General features: G+C 69.9%; 16 protein-coding genes. 6 read left to right on the forward strand and 10 right to left on the reverse strand.

From position 1 onward, the window contains the following. Nucleotides 1-67: 67 nt before the first annotated feature. Complete coding sequence (locus tag ABZ664_RS28745; protein WP_362516406.1) at nt 68-1594, reverse strand: arabinogalactan endo-1,4-beta-galactosidase; 1527 nt, start codon at nt 1592-1594, stop codon at nt 68-70. Between the two features lie 87 nt (nt 1595-1681). Further along, nucleotides 1682-3778 (reverse strand): beta-galactosidase, encoded by a 2097-nt coding sequence (locus ABZ664_RS28750; protein WP_362516409.1) that lies wholly within the window; start codon nt 3776-3778, stop codon nt 1682-1684. 305 nt (nt 3779-4083) lie between these two features. Here ABZ664_RS28750 and ABZ664_RS28755 point away from each other — a divergent pair, with 305 nt between their 5' ends. Genes ABZ664_RS28755 through ABZ664_RS28770 form a run of 4 tightly spaced genes read left to right on the forward strand, consistent with a single transcriptional unit; the run spans nt 4084 to nt 8204 of the window. Beyond that, a complete protein-coding gene (locus ABZ664_RS28755; RefSeq protein ID WP_362516411.1) occupies nt 4084-5391 on the forward strand; it encodes a sugar ABC transporter substrate-binding protein in 1308 nt (435 codons plus the stop codon). Then, on the forward strand, nt 5388-6290 hold the full coding sequence (locus ABZ664_RS28760) for a sugar ABC transporter permease (protein WP_362516413.1): 903 nt from the start codon (nt 5388-5390) through the stop codon (nt 6288-6290). Before ABZ664_RS28755 ends, ABZ664_RS28760 begins: the two co-directional genes overlap by 4 nt. Beyond that, on the forward strand, nt 6290-7159 hold the full coding sequence (locus ABZ664_RS28765) for a carbohydrate ABC transporter permease (RefSeq protein WP_362516415.1): 870 nt from the start codon (nt 6290-6292) through the stop codon (nt 7157-7159). The genes ABZ664_RS28760 and ABZ664_RS28765 overlap by 1 nt, the downstream gene beginning before the upstream one ends. Before the next feature lie 43 nt (nt 7160-7202). Further along, a complete protein-coding gene (locus ABZ664_RS28770; RefSeq protein ID WP_362516418.1) occupies nt 7203-8204 on the forward strand; it encodes a LacI family DNA-binding transcriptional regulator in 1002 nt (333 codons plus the stop codon). A 143-nt stretch (nt 8205-8347) separates the two neighbouring features. On the opposite strand, the gene ABZ664_RS28775 is transcribed toward ABZ664_RS28770, so the two are convergent. Continuing rightward, nucleotides 8348-9601: a hypothetical protein gene (locus ABZ664_RS28775; protein ID WP_362516420.1), complete on the reverse strand. Its 1254-nt coding sequence runs from the start codon at nt 9599-9601 to the stop codon at nt 8348-8350. 264 nt (nt 9602-9865) lie between these two features. Between ABZ664_RS28775 and ABZ664_RS28780 the strand changes: the two genes are divergently transcribed. Further along, nucleotides 9866-11356: a pyridoxal-dependent decarboxylase gene (locus ABZ664_RS28780; RefSeq protein WP_362516422.1), complete on the forward strand. Its 1491-nt coding sequence runs from the start codon at nt 9866-9868 to the stop codon at nt 11354-11356. 138 nt (nt 11357-11494) lie between these two features. On the opposite strand, the gene ABZ664_RS28785 is transcribed toward ABZ664_RS28780, so the two are convergent. From ABZ664_RS28785 to ABZ664_RS28815, 7 genes are all read right to left on the reverse strand, one after another. Further along, nucleotides 11495-11815 (reverse strand): type II toxin-antitoxin system PemK/MazF family toxin, encoded by a 321-nt coding sequence (locus ABZ664_RS28785; RefSeq protein ID WP_362516424.1) that lies wholly within the window; start codon nt 11813-11815, stop codon nt 11495-11497. Then, on the reverse strand, nt 11805-12035 hold the full coding sequence (locus ABZ664_RS28790; protein WP_362516426.1) for a hypothetical protein: 231 nt from the start codon (nt 12033-12035) through the stop codon (nt 11805-11807). The genes ABZ664_RS28785 and ABZ664_RS28790 overlap by 11 nt, the downstream gene beginning before the upstream one ends. Before the next feature lie 223 nt (nt 12036-12258). Then, the gene (locus tag ABZ664_RS28795; RefSeq protein ID WP_362516428.1) at nt 12259-12438 is read right to left on the reverse strand and encodes a hypothetical protein; all 180 of its coding nucleotides are present in this window, start codon (nt 12436-12438) and stop codon (nt 12259-12261) included. Next, nucleotides 12435-13118, reverse strand: coding sequence for a maleylpyruvate isomerase family mycothiol-dependent enzyme (locus ABZ664_RS28800; protein WP_362516430.1), 684 nt, complete (start codon nt 13116-13118; stop codon nt 12435-12437). The genes ABZ664_RS28795 and ABZ664_RS28800 overlap by 4 nt, the downstream gene beginning before the upstream one ends. Before the next feature lie 354 nt (nt 13119-13472). After that, nucleotides 13473-13739 carry a hypothetical protein gene (locus tag ABZ664_RS28805; RefSeq protein WP_362516432.1) on the reverse strand — a complete coding sequence of 89 codons (267 nt, stop codon included), beginning with the start codon at nt 13737-13739 and terminating at the stop codon, nt 13473-13475. 355 nt (nt 13740-14094) lie between these two features. After that, nucleotides 14095-14583: an NUDIX hydrolase gene (locus ABZ664_RS28810; protein WP_362516434.1), complete on the reverse strand. Its 489-nt coding sequence runs from the start codon at nt 14581-14583 to the stop codon at nt 14095-14097. Between the two features lie 254 nt (nt 14584-14837). Next, on the reverse strand, nt 14838-15737 hold the full coding sequence (locus ABZ664_RS28815; RefSeq protein WP_362516436.1) for a chlorophyllase: 900 nt from the start codon (nt 15735-15737) through the stop codon (nt 14838-14840). Nucleotides 15738-15908: 171 nt separating this feature from the next. On the opposite strand from ABZ664_RS28815, the gene ABZ664_RS28820 reads away from it, so the two are divergent. After that, nucleotides 15909-16487, forward strand: coding sequence for a TetR/AcrR family transcriptional regulator (locus ABZ664_RS28820; RefSeq protein WP_362516439.1), 579 nt, complete (start codon nt 15909-15911; stop codon nt 16485-16487). The last annotated feature ends 55 nt before the right edge of the window (nt 16488-16542 follow it).

Raw genomic sequence — 16542 nt, forward strand, 5'->3', positions numbered from 1 at the left:
GGCCCTGACGTGCGATGACATCTCACGGCGGCACGCCGGAAAGGTCTCGGACGTGCCGCCGTGAGGGTCACTGGTGGGCGAACTGGGTGAGCGCGGGCAGCGCCCTGTCGGCGAAGTCGAACAGTGCCTGGTTCTCCCAGCCGTTACCCGACGACGGGTCGGCCGGGTCCCAGCCGTTCCCGGTCACCGCGGTCCAGGTGGGTTCCCAGTACACCGCGCCGAGCCCGCGCCCGCCCGGCACGGCCTGCACGATGCTCATCACGTCGCGCAGCATCGCCGACTGGCCCGCCGGTGAGGCCGGGTATCCGGGGTACGGGGTCGCCGCGGTGATGATGTTGGCGAGGCCGTCGTCGTTGCCCGTGGTGAAGGGGTAGGCGGTCTCGGCGAGCAGGACGGGCCTGCCGTAGCGGGACGCGATGTCGTTGATGTTGGACTGGAAGGCGCCGAGCGTGCCGTGCCAGTAGGGGTAGTAGGAGACGCCGATCACGTCGTAGTTCACGCCGTGCGCCGCGGCGCTGTCGAACCACCAGCGAAACAGCCCGTTGTCGCCGCCCTCGGCCAGATGCAGCACCACCTTGGTCGAGGACGAGACGGCCTTGACCGCGCTGTAGCCCGAGTTGAGCAGCTGGGCGAGGTTGCCGAAGTTGGAGCTGCGGCCGTCCTCCCAGAGCATGCCGTCGTTGATCTCGTTTCCGACCTGGACCATGTCCGCAGTGGTGCCCTGCGCCTTCAGCGCGTTCAGCACGTCGTAGGTGTGGTTGTAGACGGCCGTCTTGAGCTGCGCGAACGTGTATCCGTTCCATGCGGCCGGCTTGTACTGCTTGCCGGGGTCGGCCCAGGTGTCGGAGTAGTGGAAGTCGACGAGCAGGCGCATCCCCCTGGCCTTGACCCGCTGCGCCATGGCCAGCACCCGCGCCTTGTTGTTGTAGCCGTCGGCCGGGTTCACCCACACCTTCAGCCGGACGTAGTTGGCTCCGGCCGCCGCCAGGATCGCGAGGGCGTCGCCCCGCGCGCCCCCGGCGTCGTGGTACCTGCCCCCGTACGCCTCCGACTTGGGCAGGCTTGAGGTGTCGGCGCCCTTCACCGCCAGCGTCGCCGACCCCGCCGCGAAGGTGACGTCGTCGAAGTTGGCCCAGCCGCCCGCCGCCGCCGCGGAGCCGAGGGAGATCGTGCACTGCCCGCCCGTCACGTTCTGGGTGACGGCGATCTGGATCCACTCCGAGGAGCTGACCGGCGTGTGGGTCCGCCTCTCGGCGGAGCCGCAGTTGCGCAACGCGATCCAGCTCTGGCTCATCGCCCCCGACCTCACCCAGACGCGGAGGGTGTAGGTGCCCGAGGCCAGGCCGGTCAGCGTCTGGTTGGTCTCGACGGTGTACGCGGCGGTGGACCAGTGCGACAGGCGGTAGGAGCCCGTGCGACCGCCGGCCTCGGTGAAGTCGGCGGAGGCGTTGCCCGCGGTGCTCCACGAGACCGGCGCGGCGACGCCGCCCCCGGTCTCGAAGCCGCCGTTGGCGACCGTGGGCGCGGCTCGGGCCGGTAACGGCACCAGGACGGCGGCGGCACATGCCAGCAGTGCCACCAGGATCTTCTTCATGGGTCCTCACTTGGTCAGGAGTGATGTGGACGATCCCCGAAGACCCCGGGTGCCGCGCTCAGGTGGCGGGCGCGACCCCGGGGACGATCACGCGTCTGCGGTCGGCTCGACGACCGTGACGCCGCCGGCGGGCACGGTCGCCGACCCGGTGTACGCGGCGCCGTCGAGCATCCCGGTCCCGCTCACCTCCGGGACGGTGACCGGCTCCTCGCCGTGGTTGATGAGGAAGAGGTAGCGCCCCCGGCGTACGAGTTCCAGGGTGTCGGGCAGGCCGCGCGGGCGGGACACGCCCGCCAGGTCGAGGACCGTGCGGAGGAGCGCGCGCAGATCCCGCCCGGCACCCGTTCCCGTGCCGCCCGCCGGGTCGCCGGGGTCGCCGGGGTCGCCGGGGTCGCGGCGGCCTTCGGGACCGCCGGGGCCGGAGGTGTGGTCGGGGGACGGGTCGAGCGCGGTGGCGACGTACCAGGCGGTGCCCGCGCCCAGCTCGTGGCGGGTCACCGCGGGGTGGCCCGCGTCCGGCCCGCCGGTGAAGGCGTGGACGGCGCGCGCCCCGGCGAGGCGGATCCGCTCGGACCAGATCCGGCCGGTCAGGCCGTCGTCGCCGACGGGCACCGTGCCGTTCTCCGGCAGCGGGTGGAACTCCTCCACCGACAGGCCGAGCACGTCGCGCAGCGCGCCGGGAGGGGCGCCGGGATGGACGGCGTCGTTCTCGTCGACGATTCCCGAGAAGTAGGAGACGACCAGGTGCCCGCCCGCCTCCACGTAGCGGCGCAGGTTCTTGCCCGCCGCCTCCGTGAGCAGGTAGGAGCTGGGGACGACGACCATCCGGTACGCCGAGAGGTCGGCGCCGGGGTGGGCGAAGTCGACGGTGACGTGCTCGCGCCAGAGCGCCTCGTAGTAGGACTCCATCCGCTCGCGAAAGCGCAGGTCGACCGAGGGGCGCCACTCCAGCTCCAGCGCCCAGAACGACTCCCAGTCCCACACGAGCGCGACCTCGGCCTCGACGCGGGAGCCGCGCAGGTCGGCCAGCCCGCGCAGGTCGGCGCCGAGGGCGACCACGTCGCGCCAGAGGCCGGAGTCCGTCCCGGCGTGCGGCAGCATCGCCGAGTGGAACTTCTCCGCGCCGTGCCGGGAGGCGCGCCACTGGAAGAACAGCACCGAGTCCGATCCCCGGGCGACGTGGGCGAGGCTGTTGCGCCGCATCTCCCCCGGCCGCTTGGCGAGGTTGCGCGGCTGCCAGTTGACGGCGCCGGTCGAGTGCTCCATGAGCATCCACGCCTGTCCGCCCGCCACCGAGCGGGTGAGGTCGGCGGCCATGGCCAGCTCGATGTGGTTCCCGGCCCGCCCGGCGTCGAGGTAGTGGTCGTTGGAGACGACGTCCACCTCGCCCGCCCACCGCCAGTAGTCCATCGGCTCACAGTTGGCGATCATGAAGTTGGTGGTGACCGGCTGGTCCCCGAAGCGGCGGATGGCGTCGCGCTCGCGGCGGAAGTTGGCGATGTGCGCGTCGACGGAGAAGCGCGCGTAGTCGAGCTGCAGGGCCGTCAGCTGGCCGGGCGGTGCGAGCCTCGGTGGCTCCACCTCCTCGAACGAGCCGTAGGTCAGCCCCCAGAACGTGGTCCCCCAGGCGGCGTTGAGCGCCGCCACGTCCCCGTGCCGCTCGCGCAGCCAGTCGCGGAACGCCTCGGCCGAGGTCTCGCAGTAGCAGCGGGCGTTGGCCCAGCCGTACTCGTTGTGGACGTGCCACATCGCGACCGCCGGATGCCCGGCGTAGCGCTCGGCGAGCCGCTCGGCGATTCGCTCGGAGGCGGCGGCGTACTCGGGGGAACTCGGGCAGAAGCTGTGCCGGGAGCCTCCGGCGACGACGCGGCCCTCGCGGTCGACCAGGCGGGCGCCGGGGTGGGCCGTCCTGAACCAGGTGGGCGGGGACGAGGTCGGCGTCGCGAGGTCGATCATGATGCCCCAGGAGTGCAGCAGGTCGACGATCCTGTCCAGCCTGCCGAAGTCGTGGACCCCCTCGGCGGGCTCCAGCATGCTCCAGTTGAACACCCCGAGGCTGACCAGGTTCACCCCGGCCTCGCGCATCAGCCGGACGTCCTCGCGCCAGACCTCCTCCGGCCACTGCTCGGGGTTGTAGTCCCCGCCGTACGCGATGCCCTCTGGCAGGGCGGGATATCCGGGCAACGACTCCCCCTCGAACGATTTCTGTGAACGTGCACAGTAATGTACGACCGATGCCCCCGGAAGGCCAGCGCCGAGATTCCCGGCACATCAGCGGGTTAACAAGAACGTAACGGGCATTGACAGCGCCTCCCGGCTGATTTCAGTCTGTGAACGTTCCCAGAGAGGTGCCAGCGGCCTCGGCCTCTCTCGCCGACTTCACCGGCGGCCCCGCCCTGCGGCCTCCCAGCGGCCGACGCCCCTGTCATAAACCCGTCATGAACCTGTCATGAACTCCCACACGGACCCCCACGGAGGAACACATGCAGATGAACCGGCTCATAGCGGTGGCGACCGCGCTCCTCGCCGCCGCCCTGGCCGCCGGGTGCTCGGGCACCCCCCAGGAGGCGGCCGCCCCGGACGCGCGGAGTTCGGCCCCCGCCGGGCCGGTGAAGCTCACCTACTGGACCTGGGTCCCCAACATGGACAAGATCGTGACGGTCTGGAACCAGACCAACCCCGACATCCAGGTCACCGTCAGCAAGCAGGCCGGCGGCGACGACGCGGCCGCCAAGTTCCTCACCGCCGCCAAGGCGGGAAACCCTCCCGACCTCGTCCAGGCCGAGTACCAGATGCTGCCCTCCTTCGTCGCCGCCGACGCGGTGGCCGACCTCTCGGGCGAGGCCGGCGCGGCGAAGGGCGAGTTCGGCGAGGGCGTCTGGGGACTGGTCACGCTCGGCACCGACGCCGTCTACGCGCTCCCCCAGGACAGCGGCCCGATGATGCTCTACTACCGCCAGGACCTGTTCGACAAGTACGGCATCGAGGTGCCGAAGACCTGGGACGAGTACGCCGAGGCCGCCCGCACCGTGCGGAAGAAGGACCCCAAGGTCTTCCTGGGGACCTTCTCCAGCAAGGACCCCGGCTCCTTCGTCGGCCTCGCCCAGCAGGCGGGCGCCCAGTGGTGGTCGATCAGCGGCGAGTCCTGGAAGGTCGCCGTCGACGACGAGGCCACCAGGAAGGTCGCCGACTACTGGGGCGGTCTCGTCTCCGAGGGCGCCATCGACGACCAGCCCTATTTCACCCCCGAGTGGAACAAGGCGCTGAACGACGGCAGGCTGCTCACCTGGCCCTCGGCGGTCTGGGCGCCTGGCGTGCTGTCCAGCAACGCCCCCAAGGCGAAGGGGAAGTGGGCGATCGCCCCGCTGCCGCAGTGGAACGCCGGTGAGAACGCGAGCGGCTTCTGGGGCGGTTCCTCCACCGCGGTCTCCGCCAAGTCCCCCCACCTGGCCGCCGCCGCGAAGTTCGCGACCTGGCTCAACACCGACCCCGAGGCGCTCGGCCTGCTCGTCTCCGAGGGCGCGCTCTATCCCGCGGCCACCAAGGGCGGCACCATGCTCGGTGGGGCCCCCGAATACTTCTCCAACCAGCCCGACTTCTGGCAGCAGACCGCCACGATCGCGGGCGGCGCCCGCGGCTTCACCTTCGGCCCGAACGTCAACGTGACCTACAACGCCTTCAAGGACGCCTTCGACAAGGCCCTGCAGGACAGGTCGGCGTTCTCCGACGCCCTCGTGAAGATGCAGGACGCGACGGTCGCCGACATGCAGAAGTCCGGATTCCAGCTCACCCGATGACACGACGCCCCGGCGGCGGCGTTCGCACCGCGAGCGCCGTCCCCTACCTCCTCCTCGCACCGGCCATGGCGCTGTTCACGCTCTTCATGGCCCTCCCCATCGCCTACACGGCCTACCTCAGCCTGCGGCGCACGAAGGTCTCGGGGCTGGGCCTGGGCAAGGGGTCCCGCCGCGAGGTCTTCGCCGGCCTCGACAACTACGCGGCGACGCTCGCCGACGGCGAGCTGTGGGCCGGCTGGCTGCGCGTCCTGGCCTACGGCCTGCTGGTGCTCGTCGTCATGCTCGGGCTCGCCCTGCTGTTCGCGCTGCTGCTGGACTCGGCGCACGTGCGGCTCGCCCGCTTCTCCAGGATCTCCCTCTTCCTGCCGTACGCGGTGCCGGGCGTGGCCGCGACCCTGCTGTGGGGCTTCCTCTACCTGCCCAGCCTCAGCCCGATCCGCCAGGTGCTCGACATCGACCTGCTCGGCGCGGGCACGGTGGTGCTGTCCATGGCGAACGTGGCCGTCTGGGGCGGCGTCGGCTTCAACACCCTGGTCCTCTACACCGCGCTGCGGGCCGTACCCAGGACCTACTACGAGGCTGCCAGGATCGACGGGGCGAGCGAGATCCAGACAGCGCTGCGGGTCAAGGTCCCGATCCTGCTGCCCGCGATCATCCTGACCACGGTCTTCTCCATCATCGCCACGATCCAGGTGTTCACCGAGCCGACCACCCTGCGGCCGCTCACCAACACGATCAGCTCGACCTGGAGCCCGCTCATGAAGGTCTACCGCGACGCCTTCGTCACCGGCGACCTCTACTCGGCCGCCGCCACCTCGATCGTCATCGCGGCGATCTCCCTCGTCCTGTCGTTCGGTTTCCTGCGCGTCGTCCGCGACCGCGCCTTCGGGGAGGGCTGATGGCCACCACACCCCTCACCGGGACCCGCCGCCGACGCCGACGCCCGGCCGGGATCGCGCCGACCGCGATCCTGCTGCTGGGCGCGCTCTACTGCCTGCTGCCGGTCAGCTGGGTGCTGGTGGCGTCCAGCAAGTCGAAGGCCGAGCTGTTCTCCACCTCGACCTTCGCCCCCGGCACCGGGCTGCTGTCCAACCTCGCCGACCTCGCCGCCTACCGTGACGGCGTGTTCTGGCTGTGGATGCTCAACACGCTGCTGTACGCGGGCGGCGGCGCCCTGCTGTCCACGGCCGTCTCCGCCGTCTCCGGCTACACCCTGGCCAAGTACCGCTTCCCGGGGCGCAACCTGATCTTCAACCTGCTGCTCGGCGGCGTCCTGGTGCCCGCCGTGGTGCTCGCCATCCCGCAGTATCTGCTGTTCTCGCGGATCGGGCTCGCCGACACCTACTGGTCGGTCCTGCTCCCGCAGATCCTGAGTCCGTACGGCATCTATCTCGCCCGCGTCTACGCCACCGCCGCCGTCCCCGACGCGCTGCTGGAGGCCGGGCGCATCGACGGCGCCGGGCACCGGCTGCTGCTGGGCCGGATAGCCCTGCCCCTCATGTTGCCCGGCATGGTGACCATCTTCCTGTTCCAGTTCGTCGCGATCTGGAACAACTTCCTGCTGCCGTTCATCATGCTGGGCGACGACCAGAGGTTCCCGCTCACCGTCGGGCTCTACACCCTGCTCGCCGCGGGGGCCAACCAGCCCTCGCTCTACAACCTGATCCTCACCGGCACACTGCTCTCGATCATCCCGTTGATCGCGCTCTTCCTCACGATGCAGCGCCACTGGAGGACCGACCTGGCCGGCGGGGCCGTGAAAAGCTGACGGCCCGGCCGATCGGCGGCCGGTCGAGGGGAAAATGGGGAGCATGGCGAAGCGTCCGACCATTCACGACGTCGCGGCGGTGGCGGGGGTGTCCCGGGGAACGGTGTCCCGGGTCCTCAACGACGACCGGTACGTCAGCCCCGCCGCGCACGCCGCCGTCAAGCGGGCCATCGCCGAGACGGGCTACGTGCTCAACCGGGCCGCCCGCAGCCTGGTCACCCAGCGGACCGGCTCGGTGGTGATGGTCCTGTCGGAGCCGCAGGAGCGGCTGTTCGAGGATCCCACCTTCAGTGTGCTGCTGCGCACCGCCACCCGGCGGCTCGCCGAGCGGGACGTGTCGCTCGTGATGATGATCGCCGGGAACGACGGCGACCGCGACCGGGTGATCCGCTACCTGCGCGGCGGCCACGCCGACGGGGTCTTCCTGGTCTCCACCCACGCCGGTGACAAACTGGTGGACGCGCTGCTGGACATTCCGGTGGCCGCCGTCGCCCAGGGGGCGGTCATCGGCAGGGAGAACGTGATCCCGTACGCCGCCGCCGACGACCGCGAGGGCGCCCGGCAGATGACGCGCTACCTGGTGGAGCGCGGCCACCGGCGGATCGCCACCATCACCGGCCCGCTCGACACCCCCGGCGGCGCGCTACGGCTGGAGGGCTTCGCCGACATCCTCGGCAGGAAGGCCGGCAGGAGGCTCATCGAGCACGGCGACTACACCCAGCTGGGCGGGGAGAGCGCGATGGCCAGACTGTTGGAGCGCTCCCCCGACATCGACGCGGTGTTCGTCGCCTCCGACCTGATGGCCGCGGGCGCGCTCTCGGCCCTGCGCGCCGCGGGGCGGCGGGTGCCGGAGGACGTCGCGGTGGGCGGCTTCGACGACTCGGCGGTGGCGCTCACCACCCACCCGCCGCTCACCACCGTCCGCCAGCCCCTGGAACGGGTCGCGGAGGAGACCGTCCGCCTGCTGCTCGCCCTGATCGACGGCGCGGAGCGCCTGGAGCCGGTCATACTGCCCACGACCCTCATCGTGCGCGAGTCGGCCTGACCTGCCGGTTACCTAAAGCGGGCCCACCTGACCGGTCGGCCACCGTACGCGGGGCCGCCTCACCGCTCGCCCGGTCGGCCTGATCTCAGGCCGGCCGGGCGAGCGGCGAAATCGAACGGGATCAAACGGGCTCGACGGCGGGGTCAACGACCGGGCGAGGACCCGTTCACGGTGAGGACCTGCTCGGTCTCGATCGCCGGGAAGGTGCCGGTGTCGATGATCCCGTGCTCGTGGAAGGCGGCCTCCAGTAGCGCGTGAGCCTTGGGCTCCAGCTTCCACAGGGCGCGGTACTCACGGGCGGTGGCCAGGGAGACCCCGGTCTCGTGGGCGATGTCGGACGCGCGGGGCACGAACTTCCGCTCGATCTGCTTGTCCCAGTATTCCCGCGCGGCGCGCATCAGGGCCGCGCGCTGCGCCGTGTCGACGACCGGCGGCGGGGCGTCCAGCACCTGGAGCTCGTCGTCGTCATCGTCGTCCCCGAGCCGCGAGGACGGGCCCGCGGCCACCGCGGGACGCGCGGGCGGCTCCTCGGGCGCGGGGGCCCACGGCACGGGCGGGGTCAGGTCGATCAGGGCGGAGGTGTTGTAGAGGGCGCCGATCTGGGAGAGCAGGGCCTCCTGCCTGGCGGAGTCGACCGCCAGGCCGCTGTGCTCCACCGCCCGGTCCATGGCACGGTCCAGCTTGGTGAGGGCCACGCGCATCTTCCTGTCGGACGCGCCCGAGGCGCGGAGCGCGCGGGCACGCTTGGCCGCCAGCGCGACCCGGGTCAGCCTGCGGTGGGCGTCCACCTCGCTCGCCGTGCGGTCGCTCACCTCGGCCAGCCCGACGCGGACCAGCGCCCGCTCCGGGGTGATCCGCCAGTTGATGCGGGAACGCCCCGTGATGCGGTGGCGTTCGATCGCCATGCCGCGCTCCCACAGCCACGCCGCCACCAGGGGTGCGGCGAGCCGGAAGACGGCCTCGGCGACACTGCGGGCGTCCATGCTCGACAGCACGGCCGTCAGACCGGTGAGCGCCCACACGGCGACGCCGTCGATGCCCGCGGAGAAGTTCTCCCGCATGTTGCGGCGCGCCCGGACGGCGCTGGTGATGACGGCGACCTCGATGAAGGCGAAGAGCAGCAGCCGCAGGGGGCCGTCGAAGCCGAGCACGTCACCGGAGAAACGCCACATGCCCTGCGCGGAGACACCCGTCGCGATGCTCGCGGCGACGATGGTGAGGATGTCCTCGGCCGGACGGGGTGCGATGTGACGATGGTAGAAGCGGACCGCCACGCGCTGGGTGGCACGGAGCGCGAAATACGCCGCGACCAGCAGGACGAGGGCGAACACGCCGATGATGACCGTCAGGATCGGCTGGTCCGATGCGAAGGCGGTGATTTGATCGATGGGGGGCATCAGTCACTGTCCGTCAGTCTCGAATGTCCGACAGGATATTCAGCGATCATTCCAGAATGTTCGGTGGCTTGTTCGCGAAACGGGCGCTCACGCGCGTGACAGAAGTGCACACAGTTGCGCCGGAGGCCAGTAAAGATCGCGCCCCTCGCCCGGCCGACATCCACCTGATCGGACAGGGTGAGTACGTGTGATCACCGAAAGCCCGCCCCACGCCCACCAGGGGGCCGTTGTCGAGACTGCCGACCGGCGTCGTAGCGTCGAGGGATGGATGCCAGAGACGAAGTGGTCACACCTCACGCTCCCGGACCGTCGCCCACCGGCGGCCACCCGCCCCACGCCCCGCGGGCGACCGGGACCGGCCGCGAACGCGGGTCGCTCGGCATCGACCGTGACCACCTCCCCGAGCTGCTTGAGGCCACCCGTGCCTACGCCGCACGCCTCCTCGCCGGGCTCGGCGACCGGGCGGCGGCGCGGACGCCGACCAGGCCGGCGCCCGCGTCACTGCCCGAGGCGGGGATCGGCCTGCGAGGGGCGTTGGAGGAGTTCGCACGCAGGTGGGAGCCCGGCTTCGCGGCCGGTGCGGGCCCCCGCTACCTGGGTTTCGTCACGGGCGGCGTGACGCCCGCCGCGCTCGCGGGCGACTGGCTGACCGGCACCCTCGACCAGAATCCCACCTCGGGCCTGGACTCGCTCGCCCCCGACCTGGAACGGGAGGCAGTCACGTGGCTGCGCGACCTCTTCGGCCTGCCCTCCGAGCACGAGGGGGCGTTCGTCAGCGGCGCGACCCTGTCCAACTTCACCGGCCTCGCGATCGCCAGGGAGTGGCTGGGCGAGCGGCGCGGCGTCTCGGTGGCCGAGGAGGGCACGGCGGCGCTCGGGCCGGTGACCGTGCTGTCGGGAAGCCCGCACTCCAGCACCGTCAAGTCGCTGTCCATGCTCGGCCTGGGACGGTCGGCGATCCGGCGGGTCGGCCTGCTGCCCGGCCGGGAGGCGGTGGACGTGGCCAGGCTCGCCGAGGAACTCGACCGGCTGGACGGGGCTCCGGCGATCGTCGTCGCCAACTCCGGCACGGTGAACACCGTCGACTTCGACGACCTGCGCGCCATCGCGGCCCTGCGCGAGCACCACCCGTTCTGGCTGCACGTGGACGCCGCGTTCGGGGCCTTCGCCGCGCTGTCGGCCGAGCACGCCCACCTCGTCGCGGGCCTCGGCGAGGCCGACTCGGTCTGCGTGGACCTGCACAAGTGGCTGAACGTGCCCTACGACAGCGCGGTCCAGTTCACCCGCCGCCGTGACCTGCAGATCCGCGTCTTCCAGAACTCCGCCGCCTATCTCACCCCGGTGGGCGACGTCCCCGACCTCGTGCACCTCACACCGGAGAACTCCCGACGCCTGCGTGCGCTGGCCGCCTGGTTCACCCTCGCCGCGTACGGGCGCGAGGGGCACGCGGAGATCGTCGCACGCGACATCGCCCTCGCCGCCGAACTCGGCGAGCGGATCGCCGCGATGCCCGCCTACCGGCTGCTCGCCCCCGTACGGCTCAACGTGGTCTGCTTCACCCTCGCCTCCTCCCCCACCCCTGCCGGGATCGCCGAGGTGGCCGACGCGATCACCGAGTCCGGTGAGGCGTTCCTCACGCCGACCGTCCACGAGGGGGTGCCCGCGCTGCGCGCCGCGTTCAGCAACTGGCGCACCACCGAATCCGACGTCGAACGAATCGCGAAGCTCCTCCAGGAGGTCGTGAACCAAGCGTGAGCTCGATCGGCCTCGGGGCAGTGATCGAACGGTTCTGATTCGTCCAGTCCGCGCGACGTCCGCCTTCTGCCGTGATCCCGTTCTCGTACTCCATCGGAAGCGGGATCACGGCGAAAAGGCGCCCATCCGGCGCTTTCGCTATCGGAGCAGCCCGAGGACCGTGTGGAGGGCCTCGTCGACCTCTTCGACCTCGGCGGGGTCCAGGCGACCGGCGAAGTCGCCCAGACGGTGCAGGGTGACAGCCATGGTCTGCTCGACCATGACCCGGCTCTGCTTGCCGAGCAGTTCGACTTCGGGACGGAAGGGTGCGGGGGGTGCGCTGGCTGAGGTCGGTGCGATGAGGACGGTGGAGAGGTGGGAGAGGAAATCCGACTGGAGGATCACGGCGAAGCGCTCGCCTCGCTGTTCATGGGCCATCACGTCACGAGGAGCGCGCAGCCGGTACACGTCACCACGCACGCAGGTGCTCCGTGTCCTTCATAATCGCTTGGGCTTCGGCCCTGTCAGCGGGATCTTTGGCCAGCCTCTCGGCCGCGATCCGGGCTTCCTCCATTCGATGGAGTCGTTGGGCGACGACGAGGGCTTCACGAACCGCTTCGGTCACGGAACGGCCATCGGCGGTCAGCTCGTTCAAAGCCTTCTCCGCTCTGGCATCGAGGTCGACAGTCAGCATGGCCATACCTTCACTGTACGACGCGACGTCTCGCAGGCCTTCGATCGAATTCTGTGAGCGTTTGGATACCTAGAGTGGTCGAATATATGCCGAAAGAGCTCAACCGTTGCCGCTCTCGCGGAGGAAGAGCACCATTTTCAGTGGTGTGCGGCGGAGCGCGTGATGAGGAGGCGCCGACGCGTTTCGCGACGTTGCGCCGGGGTGCCTGACTCGGTACGGTCCGACGTTCCTACATCAGCGCGTTCTCCCCCAGCGCGGTCGAGGTGCTGGAGAACCTGGACCGCCTCGGCCACTGAACCCGTACAGGAGCGGAGCGGTGGATGAGAGCGTGGCGTGCGATCGACACGAACATGATCCGGCTCCGCCTGCCGAGCGGTGAGAGACGTCTGGACGACAGGTTCCCGGTCATGTCATCTCACCGCGCTCTCGCAGGATCGCGACGCCGTCGCCGTCGAGTTCGTCGCAGTACGTCATGCGCCCGGTCATGGCCATCGTGAGTGCCAGGGTGGTGCCGGAAACGAGCGGGCCGGAGCCGGTCGCGAAGGGGCCGTCGTCGGCGACGAGCCGCAGGCCGGCGATCCGTCCCTTGGCGACGACGACGAAGTCGCTGCCCTGGTAGTACTCGGCCAGCCGGGTGATGGTCCCGATCGGGTAGTCACGGCGAATGCCCAGTGGCCGCCGGATGTCCTCCGCGTGCAGGATCGTCTCACCCAGCATCGCCACGACCGGGATGGGCGGCTTGGTGGTGCTCTCGACGACACGACGGAACCTGTCGTGCGTCTCGGTCGCGGTCGCGCCCAACTGTTCGGCGAGCCGCATGGCGTTCTGCCTGTTGAAGTCGAACCGGCAGCGGATCACGCCCGCCATCCACCGCACCGGGGTGAGGGTCGCCGCCGAGGTGAGGTGCGCCAGCACCTCACGCACGGTCAGTCCGGAGCACAGTGACGGTGTCGCCCACTGCTCGTCGGTCAGATCCGCCAGGTCGGCGGCGAGGGCCGCTCGCTCGGCGTGGACCAGTGGCCAGATGCCGGAGGCGCGGCGAAGACGGCGAAGACGGCGAAGACGCAGCCTCGGTTCCGGAGCGGTCATGTCGGACGATGTTCTGTCGTGGGTCATGGCAGTCCTCGCGACGGTCGGTAAGAACGGTTACGCGTAGGACTTTCACCATGGGGCGGAATCGTCGCCGGCGAGCGGTTTTTCCACGGGTGATCTCGCAGGGGAACGGCCGGACGGGCAATGGTACGCGGCCTCCGGTCCCGTGCGGCAGGGCTCTCGGCAGCGTGTTCGCCCTCTGGCGCCACGCCGGCTTGGGCGGGAGCGGGAGGCCGGAGACCTCGGCTTCACGGGATGGGGTCTCCGGCCGTCGAGGGTCTGTTTCGCGCTACTCGGCGACAGGGTTGGATCTTGTGTGTGCCTGTGTCGAGATCACGCGCGTGCCGATCGTCAGGCTCCAGGGCATGGATTGTTTCGGGTGTTCTCGCCGAGGTTGTCCAGACGTTCGCCCCACTTCTCGCGGCCTTCCGGCGTCTTCAGGCTGTTGATCTCGTCCCGGACCTTCTTGCCCGCGTAGGCGCCCCCGAGCGCTCCGGCCACCGGTTGCCCGACGGCGGTGCCGAGGAGCGTGACTTTCACCGCGGCCGTTGAACCGGCGACCGTGGCCACCGCGTCGATGACGTCGTGAGCCAAGGAGTTCTTCTTTTTCTTTCCCATATCGCCCCTTCTTCCGGCCCCCTACGGTCCGGTTGAACATAACCAAAAGATAAGACATGGAATGATTTACGACGACTACAGGTAATATGGTTGTAGCTTCCCGGCCAGAGTGCTGGATATTGACATGTATCGTGTAATCTTCTGACAGGGCGTGACCTCGATGAATTACCGGCGGTAGTCGTGCTCGAAATGGGTGAGGACGGAGGTCACAGATCCGATCATCGGCATTTTCCGGCCCATCTCGTTTCTCCCCTTCGTGCTCGACCACCCAACCGCCGACGCGATAACAAATCCAGACAATTCGCCGAAACCATCGAACTCCTCTCGCGTATGAGGACGGAAATGCCGAGGTGAGTCAATCGTTCACGTGCCGTTGAAAGCGGGTGTGTCGCGCCAGGGTCGCGTCGATGATCTGGGTGCCGCTGGGCGGAGCGTCGGCGGTGTCCCACCAGCGGATGGCGCTGATCTCCCCGTTGGGGGTGAAGGCGTCGTGAAGGGCGGGGATGTGGGCGGTGTAGATCGCGGCGTACTCGTCACGTGGCGGGCCGACGAGCCGGAAGCGTGCGTACCCGGCGAGGGTGAGGGCGGGCAGGTACAGGCCGCTCTCCTCATGGAGTTCCCGCGCGGCGGCCTGGAGAGGTGTCTCGCCGGGATCGATCTTGCCGCCGGGTAGTTCCCATTCCCCGCGGAAGCGATCGAAGACCAGTAGCAGGTGCCGGCCGCACCAGACCGCGACCAAAGCCGCGGGCATCGGCGCGTCGTCCGGCACGTCGGCGACACGTGCGGCCGGCAGGAACGCCATCAGCGCGTTCCCTTTCGTGTCCTGGGCCAAGGCTTGATCCATGCACCCATGATGAACACCCACGGCCAAGAACCCCCCGCCCGACACCTCGACCGTCCGCCAGGCGTGCCCGGCCGTGGCATCCACGTCGGCAGCCTGACTCTGGAATGTGCGGCTTTCACCCCGACAGGACACGGCCGAATCCCGCGCCGCCGGAACAGACCGAACACCGCCCGCCCAAGCCCGGTCGGCGGAATCGGCCGACGGACGCTCCCCGACGCGACCGGCTTTCCGGCACGGGTGAAGTCCGCCTGTCCCTACTTGGAGTCGAGACTGCCCAGGGCGCTCTCCACCGGTGCCGGCCAGGTGGAGTCCTTGAGGCCGAGGGCGTCGCGAAGGTAGGCCCAGGTGAGCCGCTGGATCAGGGCGACCCGCTCGGGGCTCTCGTCCGTCGTCTCCTTGGCTTCGTAACCGGAGACACCGCCGAGCGAGTGCTCCGCCCCGGCCAGGGTGAGCAGGCTCTTGCCGCCCGGACTCAGGTGGTAGGCGTCGGTGAACCAGTCCGGCCCCCGGACCGACAGCGGGGAGTCATCCCGGTCGCCCGCGACGACGAGGGCCGGGGTGGTCATGTCCGCGAAACTCGGGCTCATGAAGGGAAAGTGCTCGGCCGCGAACGGGGAAAGGTCGGCTCCGCCCGTACCCGTCACAGCCAGCAGTACGCCCGCCTTGATCCGCGGGTCGGACATGTCCTCTCCGGAGGCGCCGTCGGCGTCGAGGACTCGCGCTCCCAGTAGCGTGCTCGCCGTCTGGGCGCCCCAGGAGTGCCCGGCCACGGCGACGCGCGTGCCGTCGAGGCGTCCGGTGAGACCGGGGACGGACGACTCCAGGAGGTCGAGCCGGTCGAGGGCGAGCTTCAGGTCATCGACCCGGAGCCTCCAGATCAGCGGTGTGCGCGGGTCGTCGGGCGGGAGGTTCAGCGTCCGCGAGTCGAGGTGGGTGGGCTGAACGACGACGAAACCGTGGGAGGCCCAGAAGCCGACCAGGGGGTCATAGCCGGTCGCCGACTGGCCGAAACCGTGGGAGAAGACGATGACGGGCAGTTCGTGACCGGTCGTGGGGGCGGAGATCCGTACCCGCAGATCCTCTCCGCGATCCGGGGCCGGCAGCGTGACGGGGTGCACCGAGACGACCGGCGTGGGCTCTGGCAGTGCGTGCATGTTTGTTCCTTCGCGACGTGGCGATTCGGCGGTGACGTGACTTGTCGATGGCCGTGATTCGGCGATGACCGTGACTTGGCATCGGCCTGCCGGGCTGACATCCTGACGATGTGGAACTTGGTTCCGCTTCGAATATACGGAACCCGGTTCCGCTTTGCAAGAGGAGCAACGATGACCGGCACGAGTGGCGAATCGGCGGTCCCGCGCAAACGGGCCGATGCCCGACGCAACGAGAAGACCCTGCTGGAAGCCGCCGCGGCGATGTTCGTCTCCTCCGGCGTCGACGTGCCCGTGCGGGACATCGCCGCCAAGGCCGGTGTCGGCGTCGGCACGATCTACCGCCACTTCCCGACGCGGGCCGACCTCATCGTCGCGGTCTACCGTCACCAGGTGGAGGCGTGCGCCGAGGCCGGTCCCGCACTGCTGGCGAAGAGCACCACACCACACGCCGCACTCGCGAGCTGGATCAACCTTTTCGTCGACTTCCTGGTCACCAAGCACGGCCTGGCCGAGGCACTACGGTCCAACGACGCCGCCTTCCAGACCCTGCACGCCTACTTCCTCGACCGCCTCGTCCCCGTCTGCGCCGACCTGCTCAACGCCGCCGCCACGGCGGGCGAGATCGTCCCCGACATGGACGCCCTCGTCCTGATGCACGGCATCGGCAATCTCTGCATCGGCGCCGACAACCCCCGCTACGACGCGCGCCTCATGGTCGGGCTCGTCATCGCGGGACTACGGATTCGTTGAGCCCGTTTCCCGCAGGAATCCGCCATGGACGATCTTCCATCTCTCGATGAGAACG

Origin of the sequence: Streptosporangium sp. NPDC006930 (assembly GCF_040635605.1) — a bacterium.
In the GTDB taxonomy this organism is placed as follows: Bacteria; Actinomycetota; Actinomycetes; order Streptosporangiales; family Streptosporangiaceae; genus Streptosporangium.

Bases quoted from the DNA above. Each gene is read 5' to 3' on its own strand.
- ABZ664_RS28805 (WP_362516432.1), bottom strand. From the start codon at position 13,739: ATGGGAAAGAAAAAGAAGAACTCCTTGGCTCACGACGTCATCGACGCG.
- ABZ664_RS28795 (WP_362516428.1), bottom strand. From the start codon at position 12,438: ATGACCGGGAACCTGTCGTCCAGACGTCTCTCACCGCTCGGCAGGCGG.
- ABZ664_RS28775 (WP_362516420.1), bottom strand. From the start codon at position 9,601: ATGCCCCCCATCGATCAAATCACCGCCTTCGCATCGGACCAGCCGATC.
- ABZ664_RS28755 (WP_362516411.1), top strand. From the start codon at position 4,084: ATGAACCGGCTCATAGCGGTGGCGACCGCGCTCCTCGCCGCCGCCCTG.
- ABZ664_RS28760 (WP_362516413.1), top strand. From the start codon at position 5,388: ATGACACGACGCCCCGGCGGCGGCGTTCGCACCGCGAGCGCCGTCCCC.
- ABZ664_RS28790 (WP_362516426.1), bottom strand. From the start codon at position 12,035: ATGGCCATGCTGACTGTCGACCTCGATGCCAGAGCGGAGAAGGCTTTG.
- ABZ664_RS28780 (WP_362516422.1), top strand. From the start codon at position 9,866: ATGGATGCCAGAGACGAAGTGGTCACACCTCACGCTCCCGGACCGTCG.
- ABZ664_RS28815 (WP_362516436.1), bottom strand. From the start codon at position 15,737: ATGCACGCACTGCCAGAGCCCACGCCGGTCGTCTCGGTGCACCCCGTC.
- ABZ664_RS28765 (WP_362516415.1), top strand. From the start codon at position 6,290: ATGGCCACCACACCCCTCACCGGGACCCGCCGCCGACGCCGACGCCCG.
- ABZ664_RS28770 (WP_362516418.1), top strand. From the start codon at position 7,203: ATGGCGAAGCGTCCGACCATTCACGACGTCGCGGCGGTGGCGGGGGTG.
- ABZ664_RS28810 (WP_362516434.1), bottom strand. From the start codon at position 14,583: ATGGATCAAGCCTTGGCCCAGGACACGAAAGGGAACGCGCTGATGGCG.
- ABZ664_RS28745 (WP_362516406.1), bottom strand. From the start codon at position 1,594: ATGAAGAAGATCCTGGTGGCACTGCTGGCATGTGCCGCCGCCGTCCTG.
- ABZ664_RS28820 (WP_362516439.1), top strand. From the start codon at position 15,909: ATGACCGGCACGAGTGGCGAATCGGCGGTCCCGCGCAAACGGGCCGAT.
- ABZ664_RS28800 (WP_362516430.1), bottom strand. From the start codon at position 13,118: ATGACCGCTCCGGAACCGAGGCTGCGTCTTCGCCGTCTTCGCCGTCTT.